At 70.9% G+C, this 26,596-nt stretch carries 23 protein-coding genes and 1 pseudogene; 16 read left to right on the forward strand and 8 right to left on the reverse strand.

The window, feature by feature from the left end:
• Positions 1-18 precede the first annotated feature (18 nt).
• From ACZ4MU_RS10000 to menC, 6 genes are all read left to right on the forward strand, one after another.
• Positions 19-1,146 (forward strand): isochorismate synthase, encoded by a 1,128-nt coding sequence (locus ACZ4MU_RS10000; RefSeq protein WP_467873382.1) that lies wholly within the window; start codon positions 19-21, stop codon positions 1,144-1,146.
• 15 nt (positions 1,147-1,161) lie between these two features.
• The gene (locus ACZ4MU_RS10005) at positions 1,162-2,661 is read left to right on the forward strand and encodes a glycoside hydrolase family 88 protein (protein ID WP_467873385.1); all 1,500 of its coding nucleotides are present in this window, start codon (positions 1,162-1,164) and stop codon (positions 2,659-2,661) included.
• Positions 2,658-4,490: a 2-succinyl-5-enolpyruvyl-6-hydroxy-3-cyclohexene-1-carboxylic-acid synthase gene (menD, locus tag ACZ4MU_RS10010; RefSeq protein ID WP_467873388.1), complete on the forward strand. Its 1,833-nt coding sequence runs from the start codon at positions 2,658-2,660 to the stop codon at positions 4,488-4,490. The genes ACZ4MU_RS10005 and menD overlap by 4 nt, the downstream gene beginning before the upstream one ends.
• Before the next feature lie 4 nt (positions 4,491-4,494).
• Positions 4,495-5,211 carry an enoyl-CoA hydratase/isomerase family protein gene (locus tag ACZ4MU_RS10015; RefSeq protein ID WP_467873391.1) on the forward strand — a complete coding sequence of 239 codons (717 nt, stop codon included), beginning with the start codon at positions 4,495-4,497 and terminating at the stop codon, positions 5,209-5,211.
• Positions 5,202-5,990, forward strand: a complete 789-nt coding sequence (locus tag ACZ4MU_RS10020; RefSeq protein WP_467873393.1) for an SDR family NAD(P)-dependent oxidoreductase — start codon at positions 5,202-5,204, stop codon at positions 5,988-5,990. The genes ACZ4MU_RS10015 and ACZ4MU_RS10020 overlap by 10 nt, the downstream gene beginning before the upstream one ends.
• A gap of 97 nt (positions 5,991-6,087) precedes the next feature.
• Complete coding sequence (gene menC, locus ACZ4MU_RS10025; protein ID WP_467873396.1) at positions 6,088-7,200, forward strand: o-succinylbenzoate synthase; 1,113 nt, start codon at positions 6,088-6,090, stop codon at positions 7,198-7,200.
• Positions 7,201-7,251: 51 nt separating this feature from the next.
• Here the strand turns inward: menC and menE are convergent, their stop codons facing one another.
• The gene (gene menE, locus ACZ4MU_RS10030; RefSeq protein WP_467873398.1) at positions 7,252-8,448 is read right to left on the reverse strand and encodes an o-succinylbenzoate--CoA ligase; all 1,197 of its coding nucleotides are present in this window, start codon (positions 8,446-8,448) and stop codon (positions 7,252-7,254) included.
• 744 nt (positions 8,449-9,192) lie between these two features.
• Here menE and ACZ4MU_RS10035 point away from each other — a divergent pair.
• Positions 9,193-10,164, forward strand: coding sequence for an arabinan endo-1,5-alpha-L-arabinosidase (locus ACZ4MU_RS10035; protein WP_467873604.1), 972 nt, complete (start codon positions 9,193-9,195; stop codon positions 10,162-10,164).
• A gap of 463 nt (positions 10,165-10,627) precedes the next feature.
• Here the strand turns inward: ACZ4MU_RS10035 and ACZ4MU_RS10040 are convergent, their stop codons facing one another.
• Together ACZ4MU_RS10040 and ACZ4MU_RS10045 are read right to left on the reverse strand one after the other, a co-directional pair.
• On the reverse strand, positions 10,628-11,434 hold the full coding sequence (locus ACZ4MU_RS10040; RefSeq protein ID WP_467873400.1) for an aminoglycoside phosphotransferase family protein: 807 nt from the start codon (positions 11,432-11,434) through the stop codon (positions 10,628-10,630).
• Between the two features lie 78 nt (positions 11,435-11,512).
• Positions 11,513-12,187, reverse strand: a complete 675-nt coding sequence (locus ACZ4MU_RS10045; RefSeq protein WP_467873403.1) for a formylglycine-generating enzyme family protein — start codon at positions 12,185-12,187, stop codon at positions 11,513-11,515.
• 680 nt (positions 12,188-12,867) lie between these two features.
• Here ACZ4MU_RS10045 and ACZ4MU_RS10050 point away from each other — a divergent pair.
• The 4 genes and pseudogenes from ACZ4MU_RS10050 (at position 12,868) to ACZ4MU_RS10065 (ending at position 15,661) form a co-directional block, all read left to right on the forward strand.
• Entirely contained in the window at positions 12,868-13,134 is a 267-nt protein-coding gene (locus ACZ4MU_RS10050) for a GlsB/YeaQ/YmgE family stress response membrane protein (protein ID WP_467873406.1), read from the forward strand.
• 615 nt (positions 13,135-13,749) lie between these two features.
• Positions 13,750-13,902 (forward strand): hypothetical protein, encoded by a 153-nt coding sequence (locus tag ACZ4MU_RS10055; RefSeq protein ID WP_467873409.1) that lies wholly within the window; start codon positions 13,750-13,752, stop codon positions 13,900-13,902.
• A 393-nt stretch (positions 13,903-14,295) separates the two neighbouring features.
• Positions 14,296-14,496 (forward strand): annotated as a pseudogene (locus ACZ4MU_RS10060) (IS5/IS1182 family transposase); the annotation flags it as partial.
• A gap of 277 nt (positions 14,497-14,773) precedes the next feature.
• A complete protein-coding gene (locus tag ACZ4MU_RS10065) occupies positions 14,774-15,661 on the forward strand; it encodes an isocitrate lyase/PEP mutase family protein (protein ID WP_467873412.1) in 888 nt (295 codons plus the stop codon).
• Between the two features lie 276 nt (positions 15,662-15,937).
• On the opposite strand, the gene ACZ4MU_RS10070 is transcribed toward ACZ4MU_RS10065, so the two are convergent.
• Positions 15,938-18,187: an MMPL family transporter gene (locus ACZ4MU_RS10070; protein ID WP_467873415.1), complete on the reverse strand. Its 2,250-nt coding sequence runs from the start codon at positions 18,185-18,187 to the stop codon at positions 15,938-15,940.
• Between the two features lie 307 nt (positions 18,188-18,494).
• On the opposite strand from ACZ4MU_RS10070, the gene ACZ4MU_RS10075 reads away from it, so the two are divergent.
• The 3 genes from ACZ4MU_RS10075 to ACZ4MU_RS10085 all read left to right on the forward strand — a co-directional run bounded on the left by ACZ4MU_RS10075 (position 18,495) and on the right by ACZ4MU_RS10085 (position 21,087).
• Positions 18,495-19,685, forward strand: a complete 1,191-nt coding sequence (locus ACZ4MU_RS10075; RefSeq protein ID WP_467873418.1) for a sensor histidine kinase — start codon at positions 18,495-18,497, stop codon at positions 19,683-19,685.
• Positions 19,682-20,386 (forward strand): response regulator, encoded by a 705-nt coding sequence (locus ACZ4MU_RS10080; RefSeq protein ID WP_467873422.1) that lies wholly within the window; start codon positions 19,682-19,684, stop codon positions 20,384-20,386. The genes ACZ4MU_RS10075 and ACZ4MU_RS10080 overlap by 4 nt, the downstream gene beginning before the upstream one ends.
• A 269-nt stretch (positions 20,387-20,655) precedes the next feature.
• Entirely contained in the window at positions 20,656-21,087 is a 432-nt protein-coding gene (locus tag ACZ4MU_RS10085; RefSeq protein WP_467873424.1) for a hypothetical protein, read from the forward strand.
• A 45-nt stretch (positions 21,088-21,132) separates the two neighbouring features.
• Here the strand turns inward: ACZ4MU_RS10085 and ACZ4MU_RS10090 are convergent, their stop codons facing one another.
• Positions 21,133-21,294: a hypothetical protein gene (locus ACZ4MU_RS10090; protein ID WP_467873426.1), complete on the reverse strand. Its 162-nt coding sequence runs from the start codon at positions 21,292-21,294 to the stop codon at positions 21,133-21,135.
• Positions 21,295-21,715: 421 nt separating this feature from the next.
• On the opposite strand from ACZ4MU_RS10090, the gene ACZ4MU_RS10095 reads away from it, so the two are divergent.
• The gene (locus ACZ4MU_RS10095) at positions 21,716-22,711 is read left to right on the forward strand and encodes an RDD family protein (protein WP_467873429.1); all 996 of its coding nucleotides are present in this window, start codon (positions 21,716-21,718) and stop codon (positions 22,709-22,711) included.
• On the forward strand, positions 22,708-23,169 hold the full coding sequence (locus ACZ4MU_RS10100; protein ID WP_467873432.1) for a hypothetical protein: 462 nt from the start codon (positions 22,708-22,710) through the stop codon (positions 23,167-23,169). The genes ACZ4MU_RS10095 and ACZ4MU_RS10100 overlap by 4 nt, the downstream gene beginning before the upstream one ends.
• A gap of 301 nt (positions 23,170-23,470) precedes the next feature.
• On the opposite strand, the gene ACZ4MU_RS10105 is transcribed toward ACZ4MU_RS10100, so the two are convergent.
• The 3 genes from ACZ4MU_RS10105 to ACZ4MU_RS10115 all read right to left on the reverse strand — a co-directional run bounded on the left by ACZ4MU_RS10105 (position 23,471) and on the right by ACZ4MU_RS10115 (position 26,550).
• Positions 23,471-24,721, reverse strand: a complete 1,251-nt coding sequence (locus tag ACZ4MU_RS10105) for an MFS transporter (protein ID WP_467873435.1) — start codon at positions 24,719-24,721, stop codon at positions 23,471-23,473.
• Positions 24,722-24,917: 196 nt separating this feature from the next.
• On the reverse strand, positions 24,918-25,064 hold the full coding sequence (locus tag ACZ4MU_RS10110) for a hypothetical protein (RefSeq protein ID WP_467873438.1): 147 nt from the start codon (positions 25,062-25,064) through the stop codon (positions 24,918-24,920).
• A 907-nt stretch (positions 25,065-25,971) separates the two neighbouring features.
• Positions 25,972-26,550, reverse strand: a complete 579-nt coding sequence (locus ACZ4MU_RS10115) for a TetR/AcrR family transcriptional regulator (RefSeq protein ID WP_467873441.1) — start codon at positions 26,548-26,550, stop codon at positions 25,972-25,974.
• Between the last annotated feature and the right edge of the window lie 46 nt (positions 26,551-26,596).

Raw genomic sequence — 26,596 nt, forward strand, 5'->3', positions numbered from 1 at the left:
TCACCTACGGGGGTTGTTGTGCCGAGCTTATCCGACGCTGCCCGCGCAGCGATTCAATTCACCGGCGACCAGCGCATTCTCTTCTCCTCGCCAGAGCTTTCCCTGCTCGGAGTCGAGGAAGTGGCATACCACGCGGTCCGCCCGGGCCAAGACGTTTCCGAGCTCTTACGGGACGGGGGCGGGGTCGGTTTCATCGCATTCCCCTTCCGGCGCGGCGAACCCGTCCGGCTCGCCGTCCCGGAACGCACTCTGCGCCTGGCGCGAGGCTGCGACCACCGTGCGCTCCTCGGTTCCCTGGGGCCTCCGCCGCAGATCAACCGGGCAGCTCGGTCCTATTCGCTACGGCCGGTCGAGCAGCCCGAGGAGTGGTGCGGGAACGTCGCCGACGTGGCCGGTGCCGTACGGCGGGGAGAACTGCGCAAGGCGGTGCTCGCCCGGCGGGTGGTGGTCATGAGCGACACCGTCATCCAGCCGACGCAGGTCCTCGGCCGGCTGGCGCAGACCTTCCCCGGTGCCTATCTCTTCTCCGCGTTCGGCCTGGTCGGAGCCAGCCCCGAACTGCTGCTCTCCAAGCAGGGGCGGCATGTGGAGTCGAAGGCCCTGGCCGGCACCGTCCGCCGCGGCGGTGACGACGCCTCGGACCGCGAGCTCGCCCGCTGGCTCGTGGAGTCGCCCAAGAACCAGCAGGAACACCGCATTCTGCGCGACATGGTGCTCGAAACGCTCGCACCCCACGCGGTCAGCGTACGCGTGGAGAAAGAACCGCAGATCCTCAAACTCGCCAATGTGCAGCACCTCATGACCCACCTGGCGGTCGAACTCAAACCGGATCACCCGTCTTTCCTGGAATTGGCGGAGGCCCTCCATCCGACACCGGCTGTCTGTGGCTGGCCGCGCGACGCCGCGTATGAAGTGATCGACCGGGTCGAGGACTGGGACCGTGGCCTCTACGGCGGAGCTCTGGGGTGGGTGGACGCGCAGGACAACGGCTGTTTGTGCGTGACGATTCGGTGCGCCGAATTGGACGGGGCGAACGCGACGGTCTTCGCCGGCAGTGGAATCGTGGCCGACTCGGATCCCGCCGAGGAGCTGGCGGAGACCCGCGCGAAACTCGACGCTCTTCTGCCCGCTCTCATCGCGCCCTGACCGCAGGAGTGAATCATGGCATCGACCGCTGCCGAATTCTCCGGTGTACGCGCGCCGGACATCCCGTTCCCGGCCGATAGGCGCACCCCGCTGGACTGGTCCGTCGCCCCCGTCACAACGCCCTCCCAGGGCAGCCCCACCCTGCTGGAGCAGCCCATGCGGGCGGCTGCCGCAACGGCGCGACTGCGGCTGTTCGTCGCCTGTGATCTACGGGGAGCCGTGCGCCTGCACGCGCACTCCGCGAAGACGCGCCAGCCGCTCACGACGTACGACATCCGCTATCCCGACTGCCACCAGCCCTACGACGCGCCCCTGGACCAGGAAGCGACACGGCTCGTCTTCGCCGAGGGGGTGTCGCTCAGCCTGTCCGAACCGCCGCCTCACGACAGCGACTTCACCGGCGGACCTCCGACACTGTGGATATTCGCGGGCCCGAAGGCGCCCCCGGAGCGCCGTCCCGTACTGCTCCTCGATGGCCTCGACGGCGCCACGCCGGCCCCGGTCACGGACGCAACGGCCCGCGTGACCGCGCTGCACCGCACCCTCGCCGGGATCGGCAGCCTGCAGCCGTTCGGCTGGATGGAGGGGTGCGTACTCGATGCGCTGTACGACCTGACCGTCACGTTTCCCGGTGACGGCCGCGCGCGCACCACACTCGCGGACCAGCTGGCCGTCTACTTCCCCGACGGCAGCCTGCGGTACGAGGACCCTCGCGGGCGCCCGGCCGACAACCGCCTCTACGGCATCGAGGCCACACTCCCGTACGCGATCCTCGCCAAGCTCGATCCCCTCGACCCCGCCCTGGCCCGGGCCGTCGAGGCCTGGCGGGTCCGGGCCGACGACGAGGGCTGCGTCAAGGACGTACCGACGACCGCCGAAGGTTCGTACACCGTCGCCTACCCCATGGCGGCGATCGCGGGGAGGGCCGATCCCTCCCTGCGCGAGCCGGCCCTGCGACAACTGCGGCTGCGCCGAGCCAGGTTGTGCACGGGAGACGATCTCCATCTGCGGCTGCTCCCGGACGGCACTCACCTCTACCGCAACTGGGCCCGCGCCTACGCCTGGTACCTGCTGGGCCTGGTGCGGACGCTGACGGAGCTCGGCGAGGGGGCGGGCACCGCCCCGCTGTGGGACGAGGCCCGGCGGGTCGCGGCCCTGGCCCTGTCCCGTCGCAATGCCGCGGGTATCTGGGACTGCTACCTCGGCGAGCCGGAGACCGGCGCCGAGACCTGCGGATCCGCAGGAATCGCCGCGGCCCTGGCCCTGGGCACCGAGCAGGGCCAGTTCGAGGCCGGCCGCGAGGGCGCGGCGGCGCTGCGGGCGTGGGAGGTGCTGACCGAGGGGCATCTCACCGAGGACGGCTGGCTGTCGGGCGGTTCACCGTCGAACAAGGGCGGCGAGGAGTTGCAGCGCAGCGGCTACCGCATGCTCTCCGGGGTCGGCAACGGCCTGATGGGGCAGCTCGGCGCCGCGCTGGTGCGCCTCGGCACCGTAAAGGACTGGACCCGGCCGTGAAGACTCCCCAGACCGCTTCCGAGGGCCGTGCGCGGCTCCGGGGGAACGCCACCGAGCAGTCGGCCGACAGTGCGGGCGCACCCCGCGCGGAGGCGGACGCCGGGCGCGTCCAGGCCACCTTCGCCGCCACCCTGGTCGACGAGTGGGCACGGTTCGGGGTCACCGACGCGGTGGTGTCCCCCGGTTCCCGTTCGACGCCGCTCGCGCTGGCCCTCGCCGCCGACGGCAGACTGCGGCTGCACATCCGGCTCGACGAGCGCACGGCGGGGTTCTTCGCCCTGGGCATCGCCCGCCGCACCGGGCGCGTGACGCTGGTCCTGACGACCAGCGGCACGGCGGCCGCCGAGCTGCACCCCGCCGTCGCCGAGGCCGACCTCGGCGGCGTACCCCTGCTGGTGTGCACGGCCGACCGGCCGCCGGAGCTCCAGCAGGTGGCGGCTCCGCAGACGATGCGGCAGCCGGGCCTGTACGGGTCCGCCGTACGCTGGGCGGTCGAGGCCGGGGTGCCCGAACCGGACCAGGGGGTGTTCTGGCGGTCGCTGGCCGCCAGGGCGGCCGCCGAAGCCGCGCACGGTCCCGTGGGGCCCGGCCCGGTCCATCTCAACCTCGCCTTCCGCGACCCCCTCGTCGCGGAACCGGGACCGCTTCCGCCTGCCCGGGCCGCCGGGCCGTGGCACCGTGTCGTACGCGGTGAGCGTGCCCCGTCCCCGGAGGCCGTCCGCGATCTGGCGGGGTGGGCCGGGCAGCGCGGTGTCATCGTCGCGGGCAGCGGCGCGGGCGACCCGGAGGCGGTCCGGGCGCTGGCGGACGCGCTCGGCTGGCCGGTGCTCGCCGACCCGCGTTCGGGCGCCCGTACACCCCACTCCACCACCGTGGCCGCGGCCGACGCGATCCTGCGCGCCCCCGCCGCCCGCGACCGGCTGCGTCCGGTGGCCGTGCTCCACCTGGGCGAGCGCTGGGCCTCACGCGTCATGGCCGAGTGGCTCGCCCAGCCGGCCATCGAGCACCTGGCCGTCGACCCCGACTGGCGGTGGCGGGACCCGCAGCGCAGGGCCGACACGGTGCTGTGCGCCGACCCGGCCGCGCTCTGCCGTGCCGCCGCCGAAGCCGTGCCGCACCCCGCGCCGGTCGGCTGGCGCGATGCCTGGGCCGACGCCGAGGCCGCCGCACAGCGGGCCATGGACGCCGTGCTCAACAGCTACAGCGACTGGACCGAGCCACTCGCAGCGCGCCAACTGTGGTCGGTCCTGCCGCCGCACACGACCCTGGTCGTCGGATCGTCGATGCCGATCCGTCATCTGGAGTGGTTCACCGCGCCTCGGCACCGGCCGCCGACCGTCCTGTCCAACCGAGGTGTCAACGGCATCGACGGCGTCGTCTCCACCGCGCTCGGCGCGGCGGCGGCATCCGCCGACCCCGTGGTCGCACTGATCGGGGACCTCACCTTCCTGCATGACGCCGGTGCCCTGCTCGGCGCGGCGAACGCCGGGCTCAGCTGCACGTTCGTCGTGGTCGACAACAACGGCGGCGGCATCTTCTCGTTCCTCCCACCCGCCCGGCGGCTGCCCCCAGCCACCTTCGAGGCGCTCTTCGGCACCCCGCAGTCCGCCGACATACCCGCCATCGCGGCCGCGTACGGCGTCACGGTCCGCTCCGTCGGCGACCACCGTCAGCTCGATGCCGTCCTGGCCGAACTCGTCGGAAAACAAGGGGTGTCGGTGATCCATGTCCGTACCGACCGCGCGGCGAACGTCACCGTGCACGAGCGTGTGCACTCGGCCGTGGCCGAGGCGGTCGACGCCGTCCTCGACCCCGAACGGCTCGGGTGACCGCGTGATCCAGGTCATCGACGGTTTGGCGCCAGGTGTACGGGCCCTCCTGCTCGACCGCCCCGAGTCCCGCAACGCGCTGACGACGTCGATGGCCGAGCTGGTCGCCGGCGCCGTGGCGGACGGGGCAGCGGACTCCGGCGTACGCGCTCTGGTCATCGCCACCACGGGAGAGGACTTCGGCGTGGGCGCGGACCGGCACGAGCAACTCGACGCGGCGGGGCGGGCGTGCAGGATGCGGGCCTTCTCCCGGCTCCACCAGGCGGTGACCATTGCGCCGAAGCCGGTCGTCGCGGCCGTCGAGGGGCGGTGTGTCGCCGTCGCGGCGGAGCTGGCAGCGGCCTGCGACATCCGGGTCGGCGCCGAAGGCAGCTCCTTCCGCTTCCCTGGCGCCGAGATGGGCATCCCCATCGGGGCCGCCCGGTTGGTCGGTGTCGTCGGACCGGCGGCTGCCAGGGACATTCTCCTGACGTCCCGTTGGGTACCGGCCGACGAGGCGTTCCGGATCGGGCTGCTGCAACGCCTGGTGCCACGGGGTCAGGCACGGGCGGCCGCTGTCGAGGTGGCCGCGCAGGCCGCTCGCGCGGACCCGGCCACGTCCGCCCGTCTCAAACGCCAGCTACAGGCGTTCGGCGGCGATATGGAGCGTGTGGAGACCGAACGTCGCACGCTGGACGCCTTTTTCGGTCCGGGGAAGGGGGAGGACGAGACGTGCGGCTGACCGGCATCGCGGGGACCACCGCCCTCATCACCGGCGCCGTCGGAGGCATCGGCTCCGCCGTCGCCCGCTGCCTGGCCACGGCGGGAGCGTCCGTGGTGGCGGCCGACATCGACGACGCGGGTGCCACCGCACTGGCGCGGTCGCTGCGCGACCAGGGTGCCTCGGCGCTCGGAGTGCGTCTGGACGTCACCGACTCCACCGAAGTGGAACGGGTCGTGGAGACCGTCGAACGTACGGTCGGGCCCATCGGCGTTCTGGTCAACGCGGCGGGAGTGCTGGGCCGGGTCGCCGCGCTCACCGCGTACGACGACGGGGAGTGGGAGCGGGTCTTCGCGGTCAACGCCCACGGCCCGTTCAACTGCATGCGTGCGGTGGGGCGGCGCATGGCCGACCGCCGCGCGGGCCGCATCATCACCATCGGGTCGAACAGCGCCACCATCGTCAAGACCGGCCAGGGGCTGTACGGCGCTTCCAAGGCGGCGGCCCACTACCTCACCAACTGCCTCGGCCTGGAACTCGCCGGGCTCGGAGTGCGCTGCGTCGTCGTGGCGCCGGGCACCACCGAGACCGCGATGTCCCGAGCCAACTGGCATGTCTCAGGGCGCCGCGAGGCGCTGCTGCACGGGGAGCCGGACCGCTATCGCGTCGGCATCCCGCGCGGGCGGTTCGCGGATCCGGAGGAGATCGCCTCCGTCGTGGGGTTCCTCGCCTCCGACCAGGCAGCACACCTCACGGTCACCACGGTGACGGTGGACGGGGGTTCCTCCCTCAGACCATGAGCCGATCTGTCACCCCGACACACCTGCCCCCCCACACCTGTCCCCCCCCACACCTGTCACCCCACACCCTTCGCCCCAACAAAGCCGGAGCATCCGCATGCGCGTCGACCGGATCGATCTGTACGTCATCGAGCTGCACCTCAACCATGCCTTCCAAGCCAGCACCCACGGCGCCGGCACCCTGCGCCACGTGGTGGTGCGGGCAAGCGCCGAGGGGCTGGTGGGCTGGGGCGAAGCACCCGCGCCCGTGGACCCTTACTACACGGGCGAGACCACGGACACGGTCTGGTCCGTCATGCACGACTTCCTCGTGCCCGCCGTCCTGGGACGAGCATGGGACACCATCGAGGAGTTCGCCGCGCTGTACTCCCGGGTCAAGGCCAACAACTTCGCCCGCAGCGGCATCGAGATGGCCGCCTGGAACCTGCTGGCCGCCGCGACCGGCCGCCCGCTGCCCGACCTACTCGGTGGCGCCGCCCGCAGTACCGTCGAATCGGGCGTCAGCCTGGGCATGGACCGCGATCTCGGACGGCTGTGCGACACCGTGCAGCGCCACGTGGACCAGGGCTACCGCCGGGTGAAACTCAAGATCGGCCCCGGCGCGGACGTGAACGTGCTGGAGGCGGTACGCGACCGGTTCCCCGCCCTGCCGCTCATGGTCGACGCGAACTGCGCCTACACCCTCCAGGACATCCCCCACCTCCAGGAGCTCGACGCCTTCGACCTGATGATGATCGAACAACCTTTCGCCTGGGACGACTTGACGGACCACGCCGTCCTGCAACAGAACCTGCGAACTCAGCTCTGTCTCGACGAGAGCCTCAACTCCGCCAAGCGGACCCGCCGCGCCCTCGAACTCGGCAGCTGCCGGGTCGTCAACATCAAACCGGCCCGGCTGGGCGGTCTGCTGGAAGCCAAACTGACTCACGACGCCTGTCTGGCGGCCGGGACACCGGTCTGGTGCGGTGGCATGCACGACTTCGGGATCAGCCGCGCGGCCAACATCGCGCTGTCCTCACTGCCCGGCTTCACCCTGCCCGGCGACAACTCCGGCTCGGACAAGTACTTCGACCGGGACATCGTCACCCCCGAGACCCGGGCCAAGGACGGTTTGATCGACGTCCCCGATCGGGCTGTCCCGTACGAGGTCGACATGGGGTTCTTGGCCGCGCACACGCGCAGGCATGCGAGGCTGACGGCAGACGGTTGAACGCGGAGGGGCTGACAGTCGGCCACCCAGGGGACTTTCGGCTGTGCACGGTCAGATATGGCCGCCGCCTCCTTCGAAGCCTTCGAAGAGCGCCCGGACGGCCCTCCGATCCGGCTTCCCCACGCCCCGCACAGGCAGCTCGGCCAGCACTCGTACAGCCTTCGGCGCGGCCGTGGCCCCGAGCCGGCCCCGCACCGCAGCTGCCAGTTCAGCCTCTGCCCCCGCCCCGAGGGCACCCGGCTCGTCGGGCATGACAGCCGCAGCCACGATCTGCCCCCAGTGGTCGTCGGCGACGCCGACGACGCAGGCGTCTCCCACCCCGGGCTGCTCGCGCAGGACCGCTTCCACCACGGACGGGGAAACCTTCACCCCTCCCGTGATGACCACGTCGTCAGCCCTGCCGAGCACGTCCAGATGGCCGTCCGCACGCCACCGGCCGAGGTCGTCCGTACGGAACCAGCCGCGCGAGAAGGCCCGTTCCGTCAGCTCCGGCTCGCCCAGATACCCGGAGGCCAAGGTCGGTCCGCCGAGGAGTATCGACCCACGGGTGGTCCCTTCTGCGTGGCCTTCGGTGTCGACGTGCCGCGGGTCGTCGACGACCCGCACGCGTACACCGTCGAGTGGCACCCCGTCGTAGACACACCCTCCGGCGGTCTCACTCATGCCGTACGTGGTCACCACGCGCACCCCGGCCGCCCGGGCGCGCTCGATGAGCTCGGGCGGCACGCCGGCGCCGCCCAGCAGAACCGCGTCGAAGGCACACAGGGCGTCGACGGCCGCGCCGCCCGCTCGTAACAGGCGTACGAGCTGGGTGGGCACCAGAGCGGTGTACCGGCAGTCGGCCGAACGGAAATCCTCGGCGCGGAACCCGTCGCGCGAGTCGTGGACGGCGGGGGCGCTCCCCGCCAGCAGCGACCTCACCACCACCTGCAGTCCCGCGACATGGTGGGACGGCAACGCCAGCAGCCAACGGCCCGGCCCGCCCAGTCTGGCGTGCGTCGCCTCCGCGGACGCGCGCAGGGCGTCGGCCGACAGCAACACGCCTTTGGGGTGGCTCGTCGAGCCGGATGTCCCGACGACGGCAGCTGTTCCATCGGGCACACCGGCGGTGACGTCGAACGACGGCCGCGCGGCGGCGGCCGCCACGGGCAGGACCGCGGGACCGCCACGCTCCAACGCGGCGCTGACCGCCGCGGCCAAGGCCGCCACCGACTCCGGCGACCCGTCACAAGGCAGTGTCACCAACATCGCCGTCGCCCCCCGTCGAGCGCCCGAGGTACGCTCTCGGGACGCGCTGCGCGCCGTAGATCCTGCTACCGGAAAGTCTAACGGGCTTGTACCGTAAGGGAGTTGAATGGACCTGAGTGGAGCGCGCCGGTTCGCCACCCACGCATATGGGACGACACCGACATCGACACCGGCGCCATCGCGGAGGGCAGACAGTCGTTCGAGACTGCTGCTGCCCGCGAAGCGCTGATACGGGTTTCTCGCGACTCGCTCCCGGGGCTTTGGGGGAGTGGGTCTGGCCGATGGGGCGGACCACCACGGTGTTCACATCAACCGGCCGGCTGGCCGAGCGTCCAGCTGATGGCGTCGGCGATGTTCTCCGCGGTCATCATGGAGCCCGTGGGCGCGGCGCCCTGTGGGTGACCGCTCCAGAACGGGGCCCTCAGGTGTCCCGTCAGTGATTCTGACGGGACTCGGGCATGTGCGCTGCTGTACGGCCTGGTGGTCCATCCGGTGAAGGGGAGGGGCTGATCGGGCGCAGTCCGTCGTGGCTCGGGCGACACGAAAGGGTCACTCTCCATGGCAACCATTCCCGGCTCTGTGGCAACTGCGGAGTAGCCCGCTCCTGGCGGGTGCCCCCACGTATATGTACAGATTGGGACAACGCGCATGACTGAGCTGCACGGCCACGGCAAGGCCCGGCACCGCAGAAAGAAGACGGCCCTGCTGTCAGGGATCGCACTGGCGCTGGCCGCCGCAGGCGCCATGGCCTACGGCACAGCCTTCGGGGTGTTCGGCGAGGACGTGCAGCCGAAGGCCGCGGCGGCGGTGCCGAGCGCGTCCGCCTACCCGGCCCCCGGGAGGGTCACCGGCGACGTCGTCGTCCACGACCCGACCATGCTCCGCGCGCCCGACGGGCGCTACCTGCTCGAGTCCAGCCACGGCTACCTGGAGTCCCGCACCTCCACCGACCGCGTCGCCTTCGGCCGCAACGGCAACGCCTTCTCCACGCCGCCCCGTTGGTGGTCCCGCTACTCCTCCGAGAACGACCCGTGGGCCCCCGACCTCTCCTACCACGGCGGCCGGTACCTGATGTACTACGCCGTCTCCGGCTTCGGTTCCACATCCTCGGCCATCGGCCTCGCCACCTCCACGACCGGGACACCGGGCAGCTGGAAGGACCAGGGCATCGTCCACTCCTCCTCGGCCAGCAGCGACTTCAACGCCATCGACCCCGACCTGTTCGTCGACGACGACGGCAAGTGGTGGCTGGTCTTCGGCTCCCATTGGAGCGGGATCAAGATGATCCGCCTCGACCCGAAGACCGGCAAGCAGTACGCGGGGGACACCACCCGCCACTCACTCGCCGCCCGCTCCACGGGCACGAGGGCGGTGGAAGCCCCGACCGTCGTGAAGCGAAACGGCTACTACTACCTGTTCGCCTCCTACGACGCCTGTTGCAGCGGTACCACTTCCACGTACAAGATCAAGGTGGGCCGGGCCACTCGCCCCACCGGGCCCTACTACGACCGCAACGGCGTCGCGATGAACAACAACGGCGGCACCGTCGTCATGGCGTCGCAGGGTTCGGTGATCGGCCCCGGCGGGCAGGACATCATGCGCGACAGCGGCAAGGACCTGCTCGTCTACCACTACTACGACGGCAAGGACGGCGGCGCTCCCAAGCTCGGCCTGAATCTGCTGAAGTGGAAGGGCGGCTGGCCCACCGCGTACTGACCGGGGCCCGGCGGTGAGGGGCGGCGGCCCGCACAAAGACCGCCGCCCCGGCCCCGACCGCACATTCGCCCGGCCCGGGGGGCGGGGCGGGCCCGGCCCCTGGTCTTGACCGCCGCCGCAGGCCAGGCCGGTGACGCGGCTGCCTTCGAGCAAAGGCAAGGCAGGAGCGCGTCCGACGACACGGTGGTCACCACCTGGAGCAAGCGCAGGGCGGTCGGCCACCACTACGAGGACCTGCTCGCCACGTTGGTTTGTGCCGCCGAAGGTTGATCCGGCTGACGCCATCGGCCCAGTCCATGACGCGTTCCCGGAAACACCGCCCCCCTGCGTGGCCTGTTCGGATCCTCTGCCCGATGGGTGCAGCAGGTCACAGCGCCGGACGTGCTCCCGGCGTTGCTGTCAGAAGGCACACCGCCAACGCAAGGGGTGCTCTAGCGGGTCTGCCCTCGAACGTCCAGGCCGGTCAGTTCAGCAGGGCAGTCGTGAACGTCTTGCGGTGGTCCACCAGCCAGGTCTGCATGCGGTCCCAGCGTTCCCAACCACCACGCTCGGCCAACGCCTGGAGATAAACGGGGTCTCCGCCGGCCACACGGCGGGCGACGAATGCCCGGCAGACCTCCGTGGCCTGCTCGATGACGCCGGGCAACTCGGCGCGGTCCACCGCCGAGAGGCCGTAGCCGTCGGCGAGGATCCGCAACCGTGCGGCCGCATCCAGTCCGGGGGGGGGGAGAGAGAGAGCGGCCGCGGACTCGGGATCAAGCATGGGTACCCAATAGCGGGCGGTCATGGCGATGTCCCAGAGGGCACGGCCCGGGGCCGCCAGGTCGAAATCGATCAGGGCCGCGGCACGACCGTCGCGGAAGACGACGTTCTCCGGGCACACATCGTTGTGGCACAACATCGTTCCCCCTTCCGGGTCGGCGAGGTCCGCGGGCCACTCGGCACGGGTGTCGACTGCGACGGCCGTGCTGGTCTCATGCAGACGCCGCAGCAGGCTCCCCACCGATTCGAGGGCAGAACTCGTCATCGACCAGTCCGGGAACGGCGGCAGAGCCACGTCGCCAGGGATGAAAGTCAGCTGCTCACGGCCATCCGCGGTGAGATGGACAGGGGTCGGCGCCGAGTCGAAGCCGTGCTCCTTGAGGGTAAGGAGATAGGCGTGCAGGGCGCGCGCGTTGCGCGGTGCCGGTCGCTCCACCAACTCCCCCCGGCGGAAGACCGCCCCCGTGTTCACCATCCCGCCGACCAGCGCCTCGTCTCCAGCTGTCATGAGGATCACGCTATCGCCAGATCGATTCCGCGCGGGACGACCCGGTTCGCCGACAGAAGGCCTTCGCCGCGGCGTGGATCAGCGCACGAGGGAACGCGCGACGCGGAATCCCACGTCGTCGACCTGGAAAGTCGGGTGGCTGCGACGCCGTGCGGAGGCTCGGCAACTCCAGTGCTCATCGAACCAACCACCGCCACGGAGCACCCGATAGGCGCCGTAGATCTCGGCGTCGTAGACGTCCCAGCACCAGTCCCAGACGTTGCCGAGCATGTCGTAAAGCCCCCACGAGTTGGGGCGTTTGCCGCCCACCTCGTGAATGCGCTCGTGCGAATTACCGCGGTACCAGCCGATCTCGTCGAGCTCCCCGTAGTGCGGCCCGTTCGTTCCGGCGCGGCAGGCGTGCTCCCACTCGGCTTCGGTCGGCAGGCGGTACCCGTCGGCGGACGCGTCCCACTCGATGTCTTCGGCCTCGGAACGGAAGTGGTACGCGGGCGTGAGGCCGGCGCGCTGTGACAGGGCGTTGCAGAACCGCGCCGCGTCCCACCAGGAGACGCTCTCGACGGGCAGACGGTCCCCAGGGGTGGTACTCGGCCGCTGGCCTGTGATCTGTGCGTACAACGCCTGGGTGACCGGGGATGCCGCGAGCTGGTAGGGCGCAAGCTCGACCGACCAACTGCGTTGCGTCCGCCGGTCCGACAGCGTCACCTGGCCCGGCGGGATGGCGACCATCTCATTCCCCGTCAGCACGTCCACGATCAGGAAATCCTCATGCTTGTCACCTCGCCAGGGAGCCGTGTGGCAGCCCCGCCCGACAGTCGATCAGTTCGGACATCCAAGCACGGATCGGCCCGCCCCTCTCTCTCCGGGCCGATTCCGCGAGACAGGCGCGACAGCGGGACACCTCACCGGGCCGGTGATCAGACTCTGCTTGACCTGTGACAGCGAACCTTGTCCCATCGGCAGTGACGAAGACTTCGAAGGGTTCGAAGTCGACACCGTCCTCGCCGATACAGTCGAGTCGCACCGCCATGGCGGCGGCAAGCGCAGGGGGAGAGCGGCGGTCTTCGTTCGGCGTCATGCGAACAGATTTGCGACTGGTTGGACCGTGGCGGCACCGCGCGGGGAAGCCCTGGAGCCGAGCCGGTCCGGCCGAGAAGCCTCGGGTATTCAAGCCAGATCATTTGCGACGGGACAAACCTGGGCCGATTGCCATCGAAGGTGGACCAGTCACCGAATCGGCCGTAGACCGGATCGGCCGACTGGGCGGGTGCCGGGTGAGCCAGTCGGAGGGAACGGGACCTTGGTCCCGTGTGGAGTGCTCCCGAGCGGATATCCCTATGTCGCCGGGTCGTCGCGGGAGCAACCTGCGGGCAGCCCCGGCGGAACCCCAGCCGGGCCCTCCTCGGCACCACCTACAGCAAAGGACACATACCGTGGGCATCATCGCCTGGATCCTCATCGGCCTCATCGCGGGCGCCATCGCCAAGGCACTCACGCCCGGTAGGGACCCGGGCGGCTGCGTCATCACGATGCTCATCGGCATCGTCGGCGGTCTGCTCGGCGGCTGGCTCGGCAAGGTGATCTTCGGCGTGCACTCCATCAACGGCTTCTTCCACCTCTCGACGTGGATCGCCGCGATCGTCGGCTCGGTGATCGTGCTCCTGCTGTACCGCCTCTTCACCGGGCAGCGTTCGCGCTGACCGCGACCGGCGATCCGCGTCCGTCCGTCAGTCGCGTCCTGTGCGAGCGCTTCTCGGCCGGTTCCAGGACACGGCGCCGGGTCCATGCCTGACGCGGGCGCCCGTGGGCGCCGGGGAGAGTGCCGTCGGCCTCTTTGAATAGGGGCAGGTTTCCCCGGGACAGGCAAGGGCACCTGCATGCCCCGCACCGGTTTCTCGTACGAGTTGTCGTACGACACTGCTGCGGAACGGATCCGCGCCTTGTTGAGCACAATGGCCGACAAGTCGGCCCCGTGCACGCGCGGGTCACCCCTCCCGTCGCGTGCCCGGCTGGGCGCGGCGCGGTTCCCGCGACGGCGCAGAGGCGGAGATCGTCTGCCATGGCTGTTACGCCTGCCACCTGCGTCACGTGGGCCCCCGTCGTCGTCATCCCAAGAACGGCGAGCTGCTGGTCGCGAGCGAGGGGACCTGAGCTGCGGCCCGACCAAATCTTCTCGGGCCGCAGCTCAGAAACCGGATACGCTTTGGCAGTCGGCCTGTGCGCCGCACTTCAGCCGGGCATGGCCCGGGACGAATCAGGGGGACGAGATGACCATCACAAAGACCTCAGGCCCGGCAGCATCCGCGCCTGACCGGATGCCGAGCAACCCTGTGGCCCTCTTCAGTCATGAGACGGCCGCGGTGACGAAGGCCGTGCCCGGCGCGGCCCGGAACCTTCCGCAGCCTCTGGACACCCTGACCTGGCAGGAACCGCCCACCCTGGAGGACGCGGACAGCGACGCGCGGTGACCGAACGGCACCCGGCCCGTCGCCTCTGGCCGCACGGCTGATCCGCCCGAGCGCTGGAACGGTCAGCAGTTGTGCCAGGCGACGTGGTCCTCGTCCCATGGCAGCCGAGGCCGGCCGGGGCGCTCTGCTGCCGCCTCCAAGCCACCCGCCGTCATGGCGCCGCGCCGGCGGCTTGGGGGGGGCTGGCATTCCGATGGGGTGCGAGCCCTGGACTTCCGGTTTCAGCGGAGGGGCAGGCCTACGTTCCGGTGGGGTCGCTTGATCCAATGCGTTCTCGGTGGCCTTCCTGGCCCCTTCAAGGGACGTGGGGGGGCTGCCTCATGATGCCCCTCCGCCACCCGTACGAGGTCCGGCAGCTGACCTTCGATCGGCACGCCGAGGGAAATGCTCCTGCGAGCCGTGCGAGCCGTGCGAGCCGATGCCGATACGCAGGGGCGAATCGACTGGATGGCGAGCGTGGACCCGACCATCTGCAGGGCCCACCAACCCGCTGTGGGTGCTGGGCACCGGCCCCCGACGGTGCCGGGCAGACAAGCCCGGCCAGCCCACCACCGGGACGATGAAGGTCTTGGCCGCTCCCGCGGCGGCCTCACCAAAGATCCACTGAGTGATCGCGCGCTTCGCACGCAGAGAAGTGGCGGGGCGGCCGTCGCCGGGCCGGTACAGAGCTCGTGCGGGCAAGCCGTAGAGCGGGCACAGCCCCGGGAACAGGTGGCGCCGGGCGACGTTCCGTGGTGAACGGGTTACGCCTCTGGCGTGGCGGCCGCCATAGGAAGCACACCCGGAAAGGGTCAGGAAAGTATCTGGTTCAGGTAAAACGCCGTGTCGCGGCAGCCGGCCATGTCCCGGTGTGTCTTGAAGGAGCCTGATCGTGAGTTACGGAAACGCGCTGAGGGCGGCGATCGCCACGCCTGGCACGACACCGCTGATCGGCGTGTACGACATGTACTCGGCGTCCGTGGCGGCCGGGCACTACGACGGGATGTTCGTCTCCGGGTTCGGGTTCGCCGCCTCCTATTACGGGCTGCCCGACATCGGGTTCATCGCTTGGCCCGACATGATGGCCTTCGTCCAGCGGCTGCGCGGCGCCTTCCCCCGCCATCATCTCCTGGTCGACATCGACGACGGGTACGTCGACGCCGAAGTCGCCTGCCACGTGGTCGAGGGTCTTGAGCGGATGGGCGCCTCAGGTGTCATCCTCGAGGACCAGAAGCGGCCCCGCCGGTGCGGGCATGCGGACGGCAAGCAGGTCCTGCCCCTGGAGGACTACCTGGAGAAGCTCGCCATGGTCCTCAGTACGCGCAAGGACCTGGTCGTGGTGGCCCGCACCGACGCCACGGAGGAGGACGACATCCTCCGGCGGGCGGAGGCGCTGGCCGCCACCGATGCCGATGTGGTGCTGGTCGACGGGGTCCGCAGCGTGGAGTGGATCGAGCGGATCCGCCAAGTCGTGGGCGGGAAGCCGCTGTTGTTCAACCAGATCGCCGGCGGCAAGTCTCCCCGCCTCTCCCTGAGCGAGCTCACCGGCCTCGGCGTCGACGTCGCGATCTACAGCACTCCATGCCTGTTCGCCGCGCATCGGGCGATGGACACTGCCCTCGCCGAACTCCGCCGTGCCGATGGGCGCCTGCCCGCCGTCGAAGACGGCCAGGAGATCGGTGTCACCGAGTCCACCCACCTCCTGGCCAAGAACATTGCCCGCCACCACGCCCTGCCCGCCGCCCGCGACAGCACCGCCCACGTGATCGCTCCATCCTGACCTCGGCACGGGCCGTCGCCCGCCTCGCCGTCTCGTGCTTCTCGGTGCCGCGGTCCGCCCCGTCCGGGTCGGCCAAAGCCCAGCACGGTCATCGATTCCTTCCACGCCGACTCCGCGCAGCCCCGAATCTTGCCGAACCTGAGGGGCGAAGAACTTGACCGGTTGTCTACGGCAGTCAGCCGGTAGCTCCCAGCACGTCGCGCGCTATGTCAACCACTGCTGAAGAATGCGCCATGCGCCTTGCGCCTTGCACCATGACACATGGCGCACCGCGACCTACTCGTTGTGCACCCCTGACTGCAAGGCTTCATGCGCGCGGGGGAAGGTCTCGTCGGGGGTGCCGCCTTCCCTCGGCTCGGCTCGGCGGCGGCTCCTGCCGCGGCCCGGACGGACCGGCCACCAGATGCCCCGGCCGAGGAGTACGGCGAGCGCGGGCACCAGCGCGATGGAGAGGACGAAGGCGGAGAGCAGGATGCCGAGTCCGGTCGCGAAGCCGATCTGCTGGGTGGCGGGTGCCGCGTTCACTGCGAGGCTGCCGAAGGAGGCGGCGAGGACCACACCGGCGGTGGCGATGGCGGGAGCGGTGTGGCGGACGGCGCGGGCGACGGCGGTCCGAGCGGCCCCCGGGCGCTCCATCTCCTCGCGGATACGGTCGCTGATGAGGATGTTGTAGTCGGTGCCGAGCGCGACCACGAAGAGGAACAGCACCAGCGGCAGCACGAAGTTCACGCCCGGCTTGTCGAGCAGCTGCTGGAAGAAGAGCGCGGAAGCACCCAGCGTCGCGGCGAAGCCGAGCCCCACGGCGATCATCAGGACGGCCGGGGCCAGCAGGCTCCGCAGCAGGACGATCAGGATGAGGGCGATCAGGCCCGCGGCGACCGGGAACACCGTCTTGAGGTCGTGGTCGACCGCCGTGGAGATATCCGCGAAGATCGCCGCCGTACCGCCGACATGAGCCTGCATACCGGCCGGCGTGTGGAGGGCGACCGCCTCGCGGACGGGCCCGGAGACGAAGTCGCGTGCCTCTCGGCTCTGGGTGTCGGCGGTGAGGTAGACGTCGATGCGGGCCGCCGAGCGGTCCTCGTTGAGGACGGTCCTGCCGACCTCTCCGACCCCTTGGACCTTGGCGAGGGCCCGGGGCAGGGCGTCGACGCTCCCAGGGGTGAGCGTGCGGCCCGGGGCCGCCGTGACGTAGACGATGGTCGGGTCCGACACCCCGGCGGGCAGTGCGCGGTTGATCTCGGCGGCGGTGGCCGCGGCTGGAGTGTCCTTGTCGCCGCCCGTCTGGTCGAAGTCCATACGGACGCCGACGGCCCCGGCCGCAAGAGCACCCAGCAGCGCGACCGAGGCCATCACCAGGGTGAGCGGGCGCCGGGCGACCAGGTCACCGATGTGCCCCGCGACGCCCGGCCTGGGCTCGTGCCGCAACGAGCGGGACGGCCAGAACATCCTGCGCCCGCTGACGGCGAGCAGCGCGGGCATGAAGGTCAGCGCGGCCAGCAGCATGACGAGCACCGATACCGCGATGGCTGGGCCCAGGACGCGGAACTGGCCGAAGGTCGCGATCCCGAGGGTGGCGAAGGCGGCGACGATGGTCAGCGCCGCCGAGGTGATCGCCGTACCGACCTTGCTGGTGACATCCGCGGCCACGGCACGGGCGGGCAGGTCGGGACGGGCCCGCAGCTGTTCGCGGAAACGGAATAGGAGGAAGAGGAAGTAGTCGACCCCGATGCCGATCAGGACCACGCCGATCAGGTTCGGCGTGGAGGTGTCGAGGTCAATACCGGTGACCAGCGCGGTGCACACGACCGTGCCCAGTGCCGCGCCACTGATGATGGCGACCGCCAGCAGGGGGAGGAAAGCGGCTAGCACACTGCGGAACACCAGAATGTTGATCAGCACGATCAGACCGACCATGAGGGCGCTGACCACGTCGCCGGTGGTCTTCTCCGCCTCCGTGGTGTCGACGAGTTCGGCGAGTCCGCCGGTGAACCCGGTACGCATCTGGATACCGGCGAACCCGCGCTTCACGTCGTCTCGGAAGGCCCGGTAGAGGTCGTGCATGCCGGGGTCCGTGGCATTGCCGGTCAGCTGTACGGAGAGCAGCTCGAAGCCGCGGTCGGGAGCGACCATGGCGGGGCTCACGCGGGGTGACTGCGAGTAGTCCTTGGCCAGGAACGCGGGTCCGTCCCCGCCGGGTTCGGGCATCTGGACGTGGCGTCGGCCCAGCTCCTCGGCGACGTGACCGATGCGCCGCTCGTCGGCCCCGGTCAAGGGCCTGCCGTCCGTCCGGGCGACGAGCACGGTCATCGCGTTGGCGTCGGGCTTGGCGCCGAACTTCTCCTCGGCGACCTTGAGCGCGGCCGCCGAGTCGTAGGTGGCGGGCAGGAAGTCCCCGCTCTGGCTCTGGGTGACGCGGAAGAGCAGCGACTGGCCGAGCAGGGCGAGGAAGAGGCCCACCACCGACCAGGCGAGGATGACCTTCCAGGGGTTGCGGGTGGAGAACCCGGTCAGGGCGCGGATCACTTTGTCCTCCGGTGAAGAGTGGGGCGCGGCCGGCGGGCGGGATGCGGTCCCTGATGGGGTCGCGGTCCTTTCGGCGCTGTTGACCAGCACATCAGCGCGCCGGGGCGCGGTCGTCCGAGCACGGGAGGAGAAGTGTGCTGGGAGTTTGGGGTGGGTGCGGGCGGTGCCTGGGACCGTGCTCCCAGAGTGGGCCCGGACCCTGGGCCGGATGTGGGCCCGGTACCCGATGCGAGACTGGGATCATGGAACGAGGGCCGCGGCACACCGTCGGCGGCCGGCACCGCCACTCACAGAATCGACAACCGCCATGGTGACGATGCCACCCGGCCCCTGGGCCCCGGCGACCCGGCAGGGCGGCGACGGGCTGCCCTGGACACGCAACGACGGCCTGGTCGCGGTCGGCGCCGGGGTCATGGACCTGGTCAGCTTCACCTTCGCCAGCCAGGCGGAGCAGGGTGAGGTGCCGGTGGGCGGATGCCTGCTGGTGGTGGCGGCGGCGCTGCCGCTGCTTGCACGGCGTCGCGCCCCGGTGCCGGTGCTCGCGGCGGTGCTCCTGCTGGGCCTCGCCATGAATCTGACCGTGCCGACGCCCCAGCATTTCGGCGCCGCCGTGGTCGTCGCGCTCTACACCGTCGTACGGCTCAAGGGCATGCTTGTGGCAGCGGCGTCGGCGGCGGGCGCGGTGGTGGCGCTGGTGGGCTGGACGAAGTGGCCGCGTCTGTCACTGATGGAGATCGTGGCCAATGTGCTCGCCGCGGTCGTCGTGATCATCGCGGCGGCCGTGATGAACCGCTGGCAGCGCGACATCACGGCCAACCGCCGACTGCTCGCGGACCGGGCGGTGGCCGCCGAACGGCGGCGCATCGCCCGCGAGTTGCACGACATCGTGGCGCACCACATCACCACCATGCAGCTGATGGCCGGGGGAGCCCGGGCCAACCTCGCCCGGGATCCGGAGGTGGCCAGGCAGGCGCTGGTCGAACTGGAGGGTTCCGGGCGCATGGCCCTGCGCGAGATGCGCCAGCTCCTCGACGTACTGCGGGCCGGGGACGAGGCGGAGGACGAGCCGACCGCTCCGCAGCCCGGCATCGCGGACCTGGAGCGGATCGTCGCCGAGTCGTGCCGGGCCGGGCTCCCCACCGCGCTGGACGTACGGGGCAACGAGCGCCCGCTGCCGCCGAGCGTGGGCCTGACCGTCTTCCGGATCGTGCAGGAGTCGCTGACCAACGCCCGTAAGTACGCGGGCGAGGCGCGGGCGCGGGTGCGGCTGGTCTACGAGCCGGATGGCGTGGTGGTGGAGGTCCGGGACGACGGAGCCGGCGCCGACGCGGGACTCGCGCGAGCGGGAACCGCGTCGGGTTCCGGTTACGGACTGGTGGGGATGGGGGAGCGGGCCGCGCTGCACGGCGGGACGTTCCAGGCCGGTCCCCTGGACGGGGCGGGGTTCCGGGTGACCGCCCGGCTGCCGCTGACGGCTGACGAGGGAGCGCCACGATGAACGCGAGGGCACACGACGCGAGGGAACCGAAGCCCATCAGGGTGCTGATCGCGGACGACCAGCCGCTCGTACGGCGCGGGCTCGCCCTCATCCTCGCGCCCGACCCGGCCTTCGAGGTGGTGGGCGAGGCGGGTGACGGCGAGGAGGCGGTGGCCCTCGCCCACCGGCTGCGCCCCGACGTCGTGGTGATGGACATCCGTATGCCGGTGCTCGACGGTGTCGCCGCCACTGGCCGTCTCGCGCGCGAACTGCCCGGCTGCCGGGTGCTGGCGCTGAGCACCTTCGACCTGGACGAGTACGTGGTGGCCGCGCTGCGCGCCGGGGCCTGCGGGTTTCTGCCGAAGGACATCTCGCCGGAGGAGCTGGTGGCGGCGGTAGGGGTGGTGCACACCGGCGAGGCGGCCGTCGCGCCCCGGCTGCTGACCCGGCTGATCTCCACCTACGTCAGGGCCCCGGAACGTCCCGGGCCGCCCCCGGCTCAGGTCGGCGGCCTGACGCCGCGCGAGGCGGAGGTGTGGCGGTTGATGTCCACGGGCCTCGACAATGCGGAGATCGCCGACGCGATGGGTGTCAGCGCCTCCACCGTCAAGAACCACATCACCGGCCTCTTCGGCAAACTCGGCGTCCGCGACCGCGCCCAGGCCGTGATTGCGGCGTACGAGACGGGAGTGGTCGAGGTGCGTCGGTCTGCCCCCAACTGACGTAAACGTGCGCACATTCCCCTGGTCGCGCGGAGATGGCCGAGGAGGCACTACGCACAACGCAGTCCCATGACGTACTTTCTCTGGCACGCCCTGGACCCCGGCCCATGCTGATGTCGTACAGCAGCGGCAGGTGTGGCGCCGGACCGGCCTCGCCTCCCGCCGCCGTTCACCTTTCCCGCTGCGGAAGGCACCCCATGCCGCGCCCCGTCCAGTCCTCCTCCACACTCGCGCGCACGTCGGACACCTCTCGGAGTTCACTCCTCCACGTGTCGCTCGCAGTGGAGGCCGAACGCGCCGAACGTACCCACACCCTGCTGGGAGAGGCTGCGGGCAGCCTGCTCACCGCGATGGCGGTCCCCACCTCCCTGGTCCGGCGGCTGGCGGACACGGCGACGGCCGCTGCCCGCTACCTCGTCGAACACAGCGAGCGGCCCCGGTACCGGCTGTGGATCCAGGCCGATTCGGGCGGGATGACCCTGGCCGTCACCGACTGCATCGAGCACCCCGGCGCGGAGCGGCCTGCCTGGCTGCCCGCCACCTGCATCCGGTACCAGGGATCCGCCTGCATGCCGGACCCGAGCCCACCGGGTTGCGACGCGGACCACGCACTGGACGTGCAGCGCACTCGGGAAGGTCACTTCCGCGTCGCGTGCCGCATGTCGTGGGCCGAGCCGGCAGGCTCGCAGTCCCCCCGCTGAGCCGTCGCGCCGCCAGAGGGGTCCGTGAGAGCAGCACGTGCAAGATCACGCGACCAGTCGGGGCAGCGCAGCAAGCGCGGCCAGGGTCCACAGCAGGACGCCGGGCCATTCCAGGCGGAAGAGCAGCGACGCGAAGGTGAGCAGCGTCGTGCCGATGATCGGGCCAGCATGGTCAGGGCGGCCATGCCGTGGGGGGCGCTCCACCAACGCGTGTCATGGAGGGCCTCCAGGCGGCTGCAGGGCTGCTTCTTCGACATTGGACGCCGACATACGGTCCCTGTCCCCGCACCGGTGGAGCCTGTCATTGCGACGCCCGGCCCGGCCTGCGGCGCGGACCCTGAGCGCTCCACCCACGTCTGGAGAACGGAGAGGGCCGGGGGGGGGGCAGCAACTGCTGCCCCTTCTGCGTTCAACGGGCTGACGCAGCAACCACATCGTCAACCGCACGGTGAACCGACCTGCCTTGTCCAACGAGCCCGCGCCGGCCCCGGCCACCGTCGCGGCATCCGTGGGGCCGGCTCACTCGTTGGAGTGGGACGAGCGCGAGGCGCCCTTCCCGGACACGGCCTCCTGGCAGCGTGGCCTGCGGGCGTTACCCACGCGGTGGCCGAGGGAGGGGGAGGGGCACATGTCCGAGCACGGCACGCCGGACACCTCGGCGTCCGAGGGTCCTTTGCCTGGCTATTACCCCGACCCGGCCATTCCCGGGCACGTCCTGTACTGGGACGGCCGCGCGTGGCGGCCGGGCACCAGCCGACCGGCGTCGCGTGACCGCGGGCCATATCCCCTCGTGACGCCGCCCGCGGTGGGCGCGGTTCCGCCTCCGGTGCCGTGGAAACCACCCCATCAGAGCCCCCTCGCCCCCGTGGGCGCGGGCGCGACGCCGGCGCCCTATGGGCGGCGGGTCGCCGCGCGGGCCGTGGACGGGCTGCTGAAGTCCGCCATTGTCGTAAGCGCGTGCACGCCGGTCTGGTCGATGGACGGCACGACCGGCGCCCGATTGGGGGCGATCGTCGCGGTTGCCCTGGTCGCTGGAGTCCTCTACGAAGTGCTGCCCACGGCCAAGTGGGGGCGCACCCCGGGCAAGTGGCTGTGCGCGCTTGCGGTAGTCGACGTCGAGACCATGACGCCGCCGGGCTTCACCCGGTCGGTGTGCCGCTACCTGCTGCGTTTCGTCCTGAACATTTCGGTCGTCGGTTTCCTCGTGTCGTGCGTATGGCCCCTGGCCGCCTACCCCAGGCGCCAGGGCTGGCACGACAGGGCCGCCCGCACCTGGGTGGTACGCAAGAGCACGACTCCTCTTGGCGGGGGGCTGCGGCGAGTGCGCTTTCGCGGGCTTACCAGCCGCACGCGATGGTCGTACAGGCCCCGGGTGCGGCTGCGGATCCCGGCGGGGGAGAGCGCGACCGAGACGGAGCGGCCCCCAGGGCACTCCCGAGAGCGCTCCCAGCACCGCGGGCCCCTCGACCTGATGGCGTTGGGTGACCGACCGGAGACCGCGGCGGCCGTGGGCTCCGTGGAAGCCGTCCTGGAGCGCGTGTTCAAGGCCCTGGGCCCGCCCCCCGAGGGCTTCTCCCACGACAGGGAACCCGTAGTCCACGGTGGTGGAGGAAACACGCAATGAGCCAGGGACCGTCACCTTCCACCGCACGGTCGAGCGGGCTCGACATCGTTCTGCGGTGGGCCCAGCTGCCGCCGGAACACCTGGAGATCGCCCTGAAGGCGATCGAACCGGAACTCGCCCGGGAGCACGAGTGGCGCATGGAGCAGGCGAGGCTGAAGGCGCTGGACGACAAGGACCGCCGGGCACACGCCCTCTACCTCGGCGGTCTGGTGGCGGGATTCGTCCTCGCAGCCGGCATGCTGACGGGAGCGGTCCTCGTCGGCGTGCACGGCGCACCCTGGCTGGCCGCGCTGCTCTCCGGACCGAGCGTGATCTCGCTGGCCGGCCTCTTCCTGCTGCGCCGCGTGGACACCGCCCACGCCCGCGAACTGGGCCGCGCCCACCGGGCCGTCCTGTCCGGCGCGGCCGCGCAGCAGCCCGCACCCGTCGATCCCGTGCCCCCTACGGGCGTTGTCTGAGGGGAAGCCGGGTCTCGGTGGTGCAAAGGGACCGGCCCACGAAGCGGACCGAGTACGTGCGCCTCGACGCCCTGTTCGGGGGCCGGGCCGCAACGTCATCGACTTCGGCCTGATCGAGTCCCGGTTCCGGCACGTGATGCGGGTGGCGATCCCAGGAGGAGGGCCACGTCATCGACCCTGAGGACCTGGCGCGGCAAACTGAAGTCGACGTCCAGGTACGGGTTGTACGCCTGGGTTCAAGACCGAGTCCATGGGTCGGGTACTCGCGGAAGCGGCGGGGATCCCGGCACCTGCTCCCCGGTCACCCTGTCGCTTCCGCAGCAACGCCCGGCTGCAGCCGGGTCCGCATGCCCCAGCGGGCGAGAGATGGGCCGGCAGCACCCAGCGCCGCGAAGAACAACGCCAACAGCAGCCAGCCCGCCGTGCCAAGGCCAAGCACCACCGTGGTGAGGATCGCGGGGGCAAGAGCCTGGCCCGTGCTGAAGCCGAGGCCGAGAACACCTTGGTACTGACCCTGGGCATGGTTGGGGGCAAGACCGAAACCCAAAGCGAAGCCCGCCGAGGACTCCCAGACCTCTCCCAGGCTATGGACGAAGATCGCTGCCAGGACCAGTCCCGCCGCCGCCCAGACAGGGGCGTACGCCGTCAGCGCCATCATCGGGCAGCTGACGAGGAAGAGCAGCCCCGCGGTGCGAAATGCCCGGCCGCCGTCGTGCGGGGTCTCGATACGGGAGCCGATCCTGGTCTGCATCAGCACGCAGAAGGCGGAATTGACGGCGAACAGCGCTGCCACTGTCCAGCGCGGCGCCTCGGTGTGCTCGGAGATCCAGATCGGCAGGAGCAGCGAGACCACCGGGTACTGCAGTCCCATAGCCCCGTAGAGGGCGGTGAACGTCAGGAACGGACGGTCCGCGAAAGCGAGCCGGCGACGCTGCTGGGGCGGTGCCGACAGCACCGGATAGCGGGGCAGCAGGAGCAGAAGCACCGCGCACAGGGCGAAGCTCGCCGCGTTGCCGAGGATCAGCGTGATGTAGGCGCCACGGGTGTCCGCGGCCAGCGCCAGCCCGGCGCCCACCGTTCCCAGGACGACGCCCAGATTGACGAAGGTGCGCAACTTCGCCCGGAACACGGCCGGGCGATCACCCCCGACCCGGACCACCAGAGCACCCCAGGCCGCCCCACCAGCCGCCGCGGCGATCTGGTCGACCGTCGCGATGATCGTGAGCGCGGCCCAACTTTCGACGAGGACGAGGGCCGCCATCGACACCGCCTGGACCGAGAGGGCCGGCATCACGATGGTGCGCGCGCCGCGCCGGTCGGCGAGCTGCCCTCCAGGTATCCCCGCGCACAAGCCGATCACTCCGGCGATGGTGAGCGCGGCACCGACCTGCGCCGCGGGCAGGCCCACGACCAAGGTGAAATAGAGCGCCGAGGCCGCGTTGAACAGACCATTGCCGACCCGGTTGACGAAGCTGGCGGCGACCAGCACCCGCTCCGGCCCGCTGTCCCCCGCCATCCGGCCTATTCGGCCTGCCAGGCCGTCCTTGATCATGGACGGCACGCTAACAGTGGTCGCAGAACCCACCGCGGTCGTACCAAGATCGCGTGCCCTGACTGCGACGCCGGTCCCAGACGCGTGCTCCCTCCCTGAAGACGGCATCCCGAACCCTGCCGCCCACAGCTCGTACAGGCTGATCCGTCGGTCCGAGGGGTCTGGTGTTGTCCAGAACGGCCGAAATGTTGGTCGCTCACGCGTCCTGGGCCTGGGCCGCGACCATCCCGGCCAGGCCGTCACGCCACCCCGAAACCCACCGCCCGGAGCCCTGCCCGGCAGAGTCGAGCATTGGGACCACGACCGCCACGACCACTCCAGTGACCGCATCAGCGTCGAGCATGCGCTGGCATTCACCGGCCGACACGGGCGGCCCCACCCTCCGCGCCGGGAGTCACGGCTGGGATCAGGAGGGTGTCAAGGATCAGCGAAGTAGGCTCGCTCCATGGATGCGCTCTTACCGTTCCTGATCTTGAGTGGCGTTCTTGCCGCAGTGCTGGGCTTCTTTGCGTGGCTGGCCTCACGTATCCGCCGCCGGGGTCTCGCAGGCGGGGCCATGAGCGCGTCCCTGGCCTCATACGAGGAGGCGTTCCGTATCACGGCCCACGCATCTCACGTTGAGATCCGAGCTCAGGCAGAACGCAACGTGCCGATCCTCTCGCCTGACGACCACTGGGGGCGAAGCCCCGGTGGTGCGGATCAGGAGAGAACAGGGGAGCGTCGCCCCCTTGAGCCGCGTCCACGCAGGTCCCGAAGAGGGGTTGGCCGTTGGATCGATCGGCTCAGACATGGTCGCTGACCGGTGGCTACCCGGCGCCCGCCATCAATCCTTTCCCCCTGCGAAGCGAGATCGGACCACCCGCTGAGGGCTGTCGATGCGACGCCCGCTGGGGGCGGGCTACCTCTGCCCCACGCGCTGGGGCTCGATGGTGGGGGGGGTCGGACGGCTTCACCCGGGGGCCTTGCTGGTGGAGACCGGCGGGCTGGGTGTCGCGGTCGTGCCGGTGGAGAGAAGAGGACGCGGCGTAGCTGGAGGCCACTTCGGGGCCGACTTCGGCGTCGGAGGGGGTTCGGTGTAGCCGACCATGCGTCCGTCCCGGCCTCAGCGGGGCTTTCCGCGGCAGTGGATGGTTTCCCGCGGCCGTTCTGGGCCACCTCCGGGAGATCTGCCTCAGGACTGACAAACCGGTCCGGCCCCGGTCGGCGTTCCTCCCGCGCGCCGACCGGCCAGCAACCTGCCCGCCAGCGCACTACGCCAGCGCAGCGTCCAGCATCCGCCGCGCCACCCCCGTCAGTTCGGCCAGGTCCGGGGCCGGGCGGGAGTGGGCGAGGGCTCCTGCCAGGCGGTCGTAGAGGAGGCCGTCGGCCCAGCCCACCAACAGCTCCGCGGACTCCTCGGGGCGTTCCGCCCCCAGCCCGGCGAGCAAGGCGGCCGCCCGGGCTCGTGCGCCCAGGCCCGCCCTGTGGAGTTCCGGAGCCAGCTCGGGCCGCCGGGCCGCCTCAAGACTCAGTTCGAAGCGGGCCAGCTGCCGCACGCGCCCCGTGGTCAGCCACCGGTGCAGCAGGGCGGCGATCGCCGCCGCCACCGCGTCGCGGTCCGGCGCCGGAGGGGGGCCGTTGCCCTCGAAGTCGCCGAGGTCGAGCTCGGCGAGCCGCTGGTAGCAGGCGCCGATCAGCGCCGTCCTCGTACGGAAGTAGTACGAGGTACTGCCCGCCGGCAGCCCCGCCGCGGCATCGACCGCCCGGTGGGTCAGACCGCGCAGCCCGGCGGCGGCCACGAGGTCGATCGCGGTGTCCGCGAGAAGAGTTCTGCGATCAGTGGTGGACATGGCAGCACTCTATAGCTGTAGAGTGCCGCCATCGCCTCTACGGCTG

This window comes from Streptomyces sp. NPDC026377, assembly GCF_055567715.1.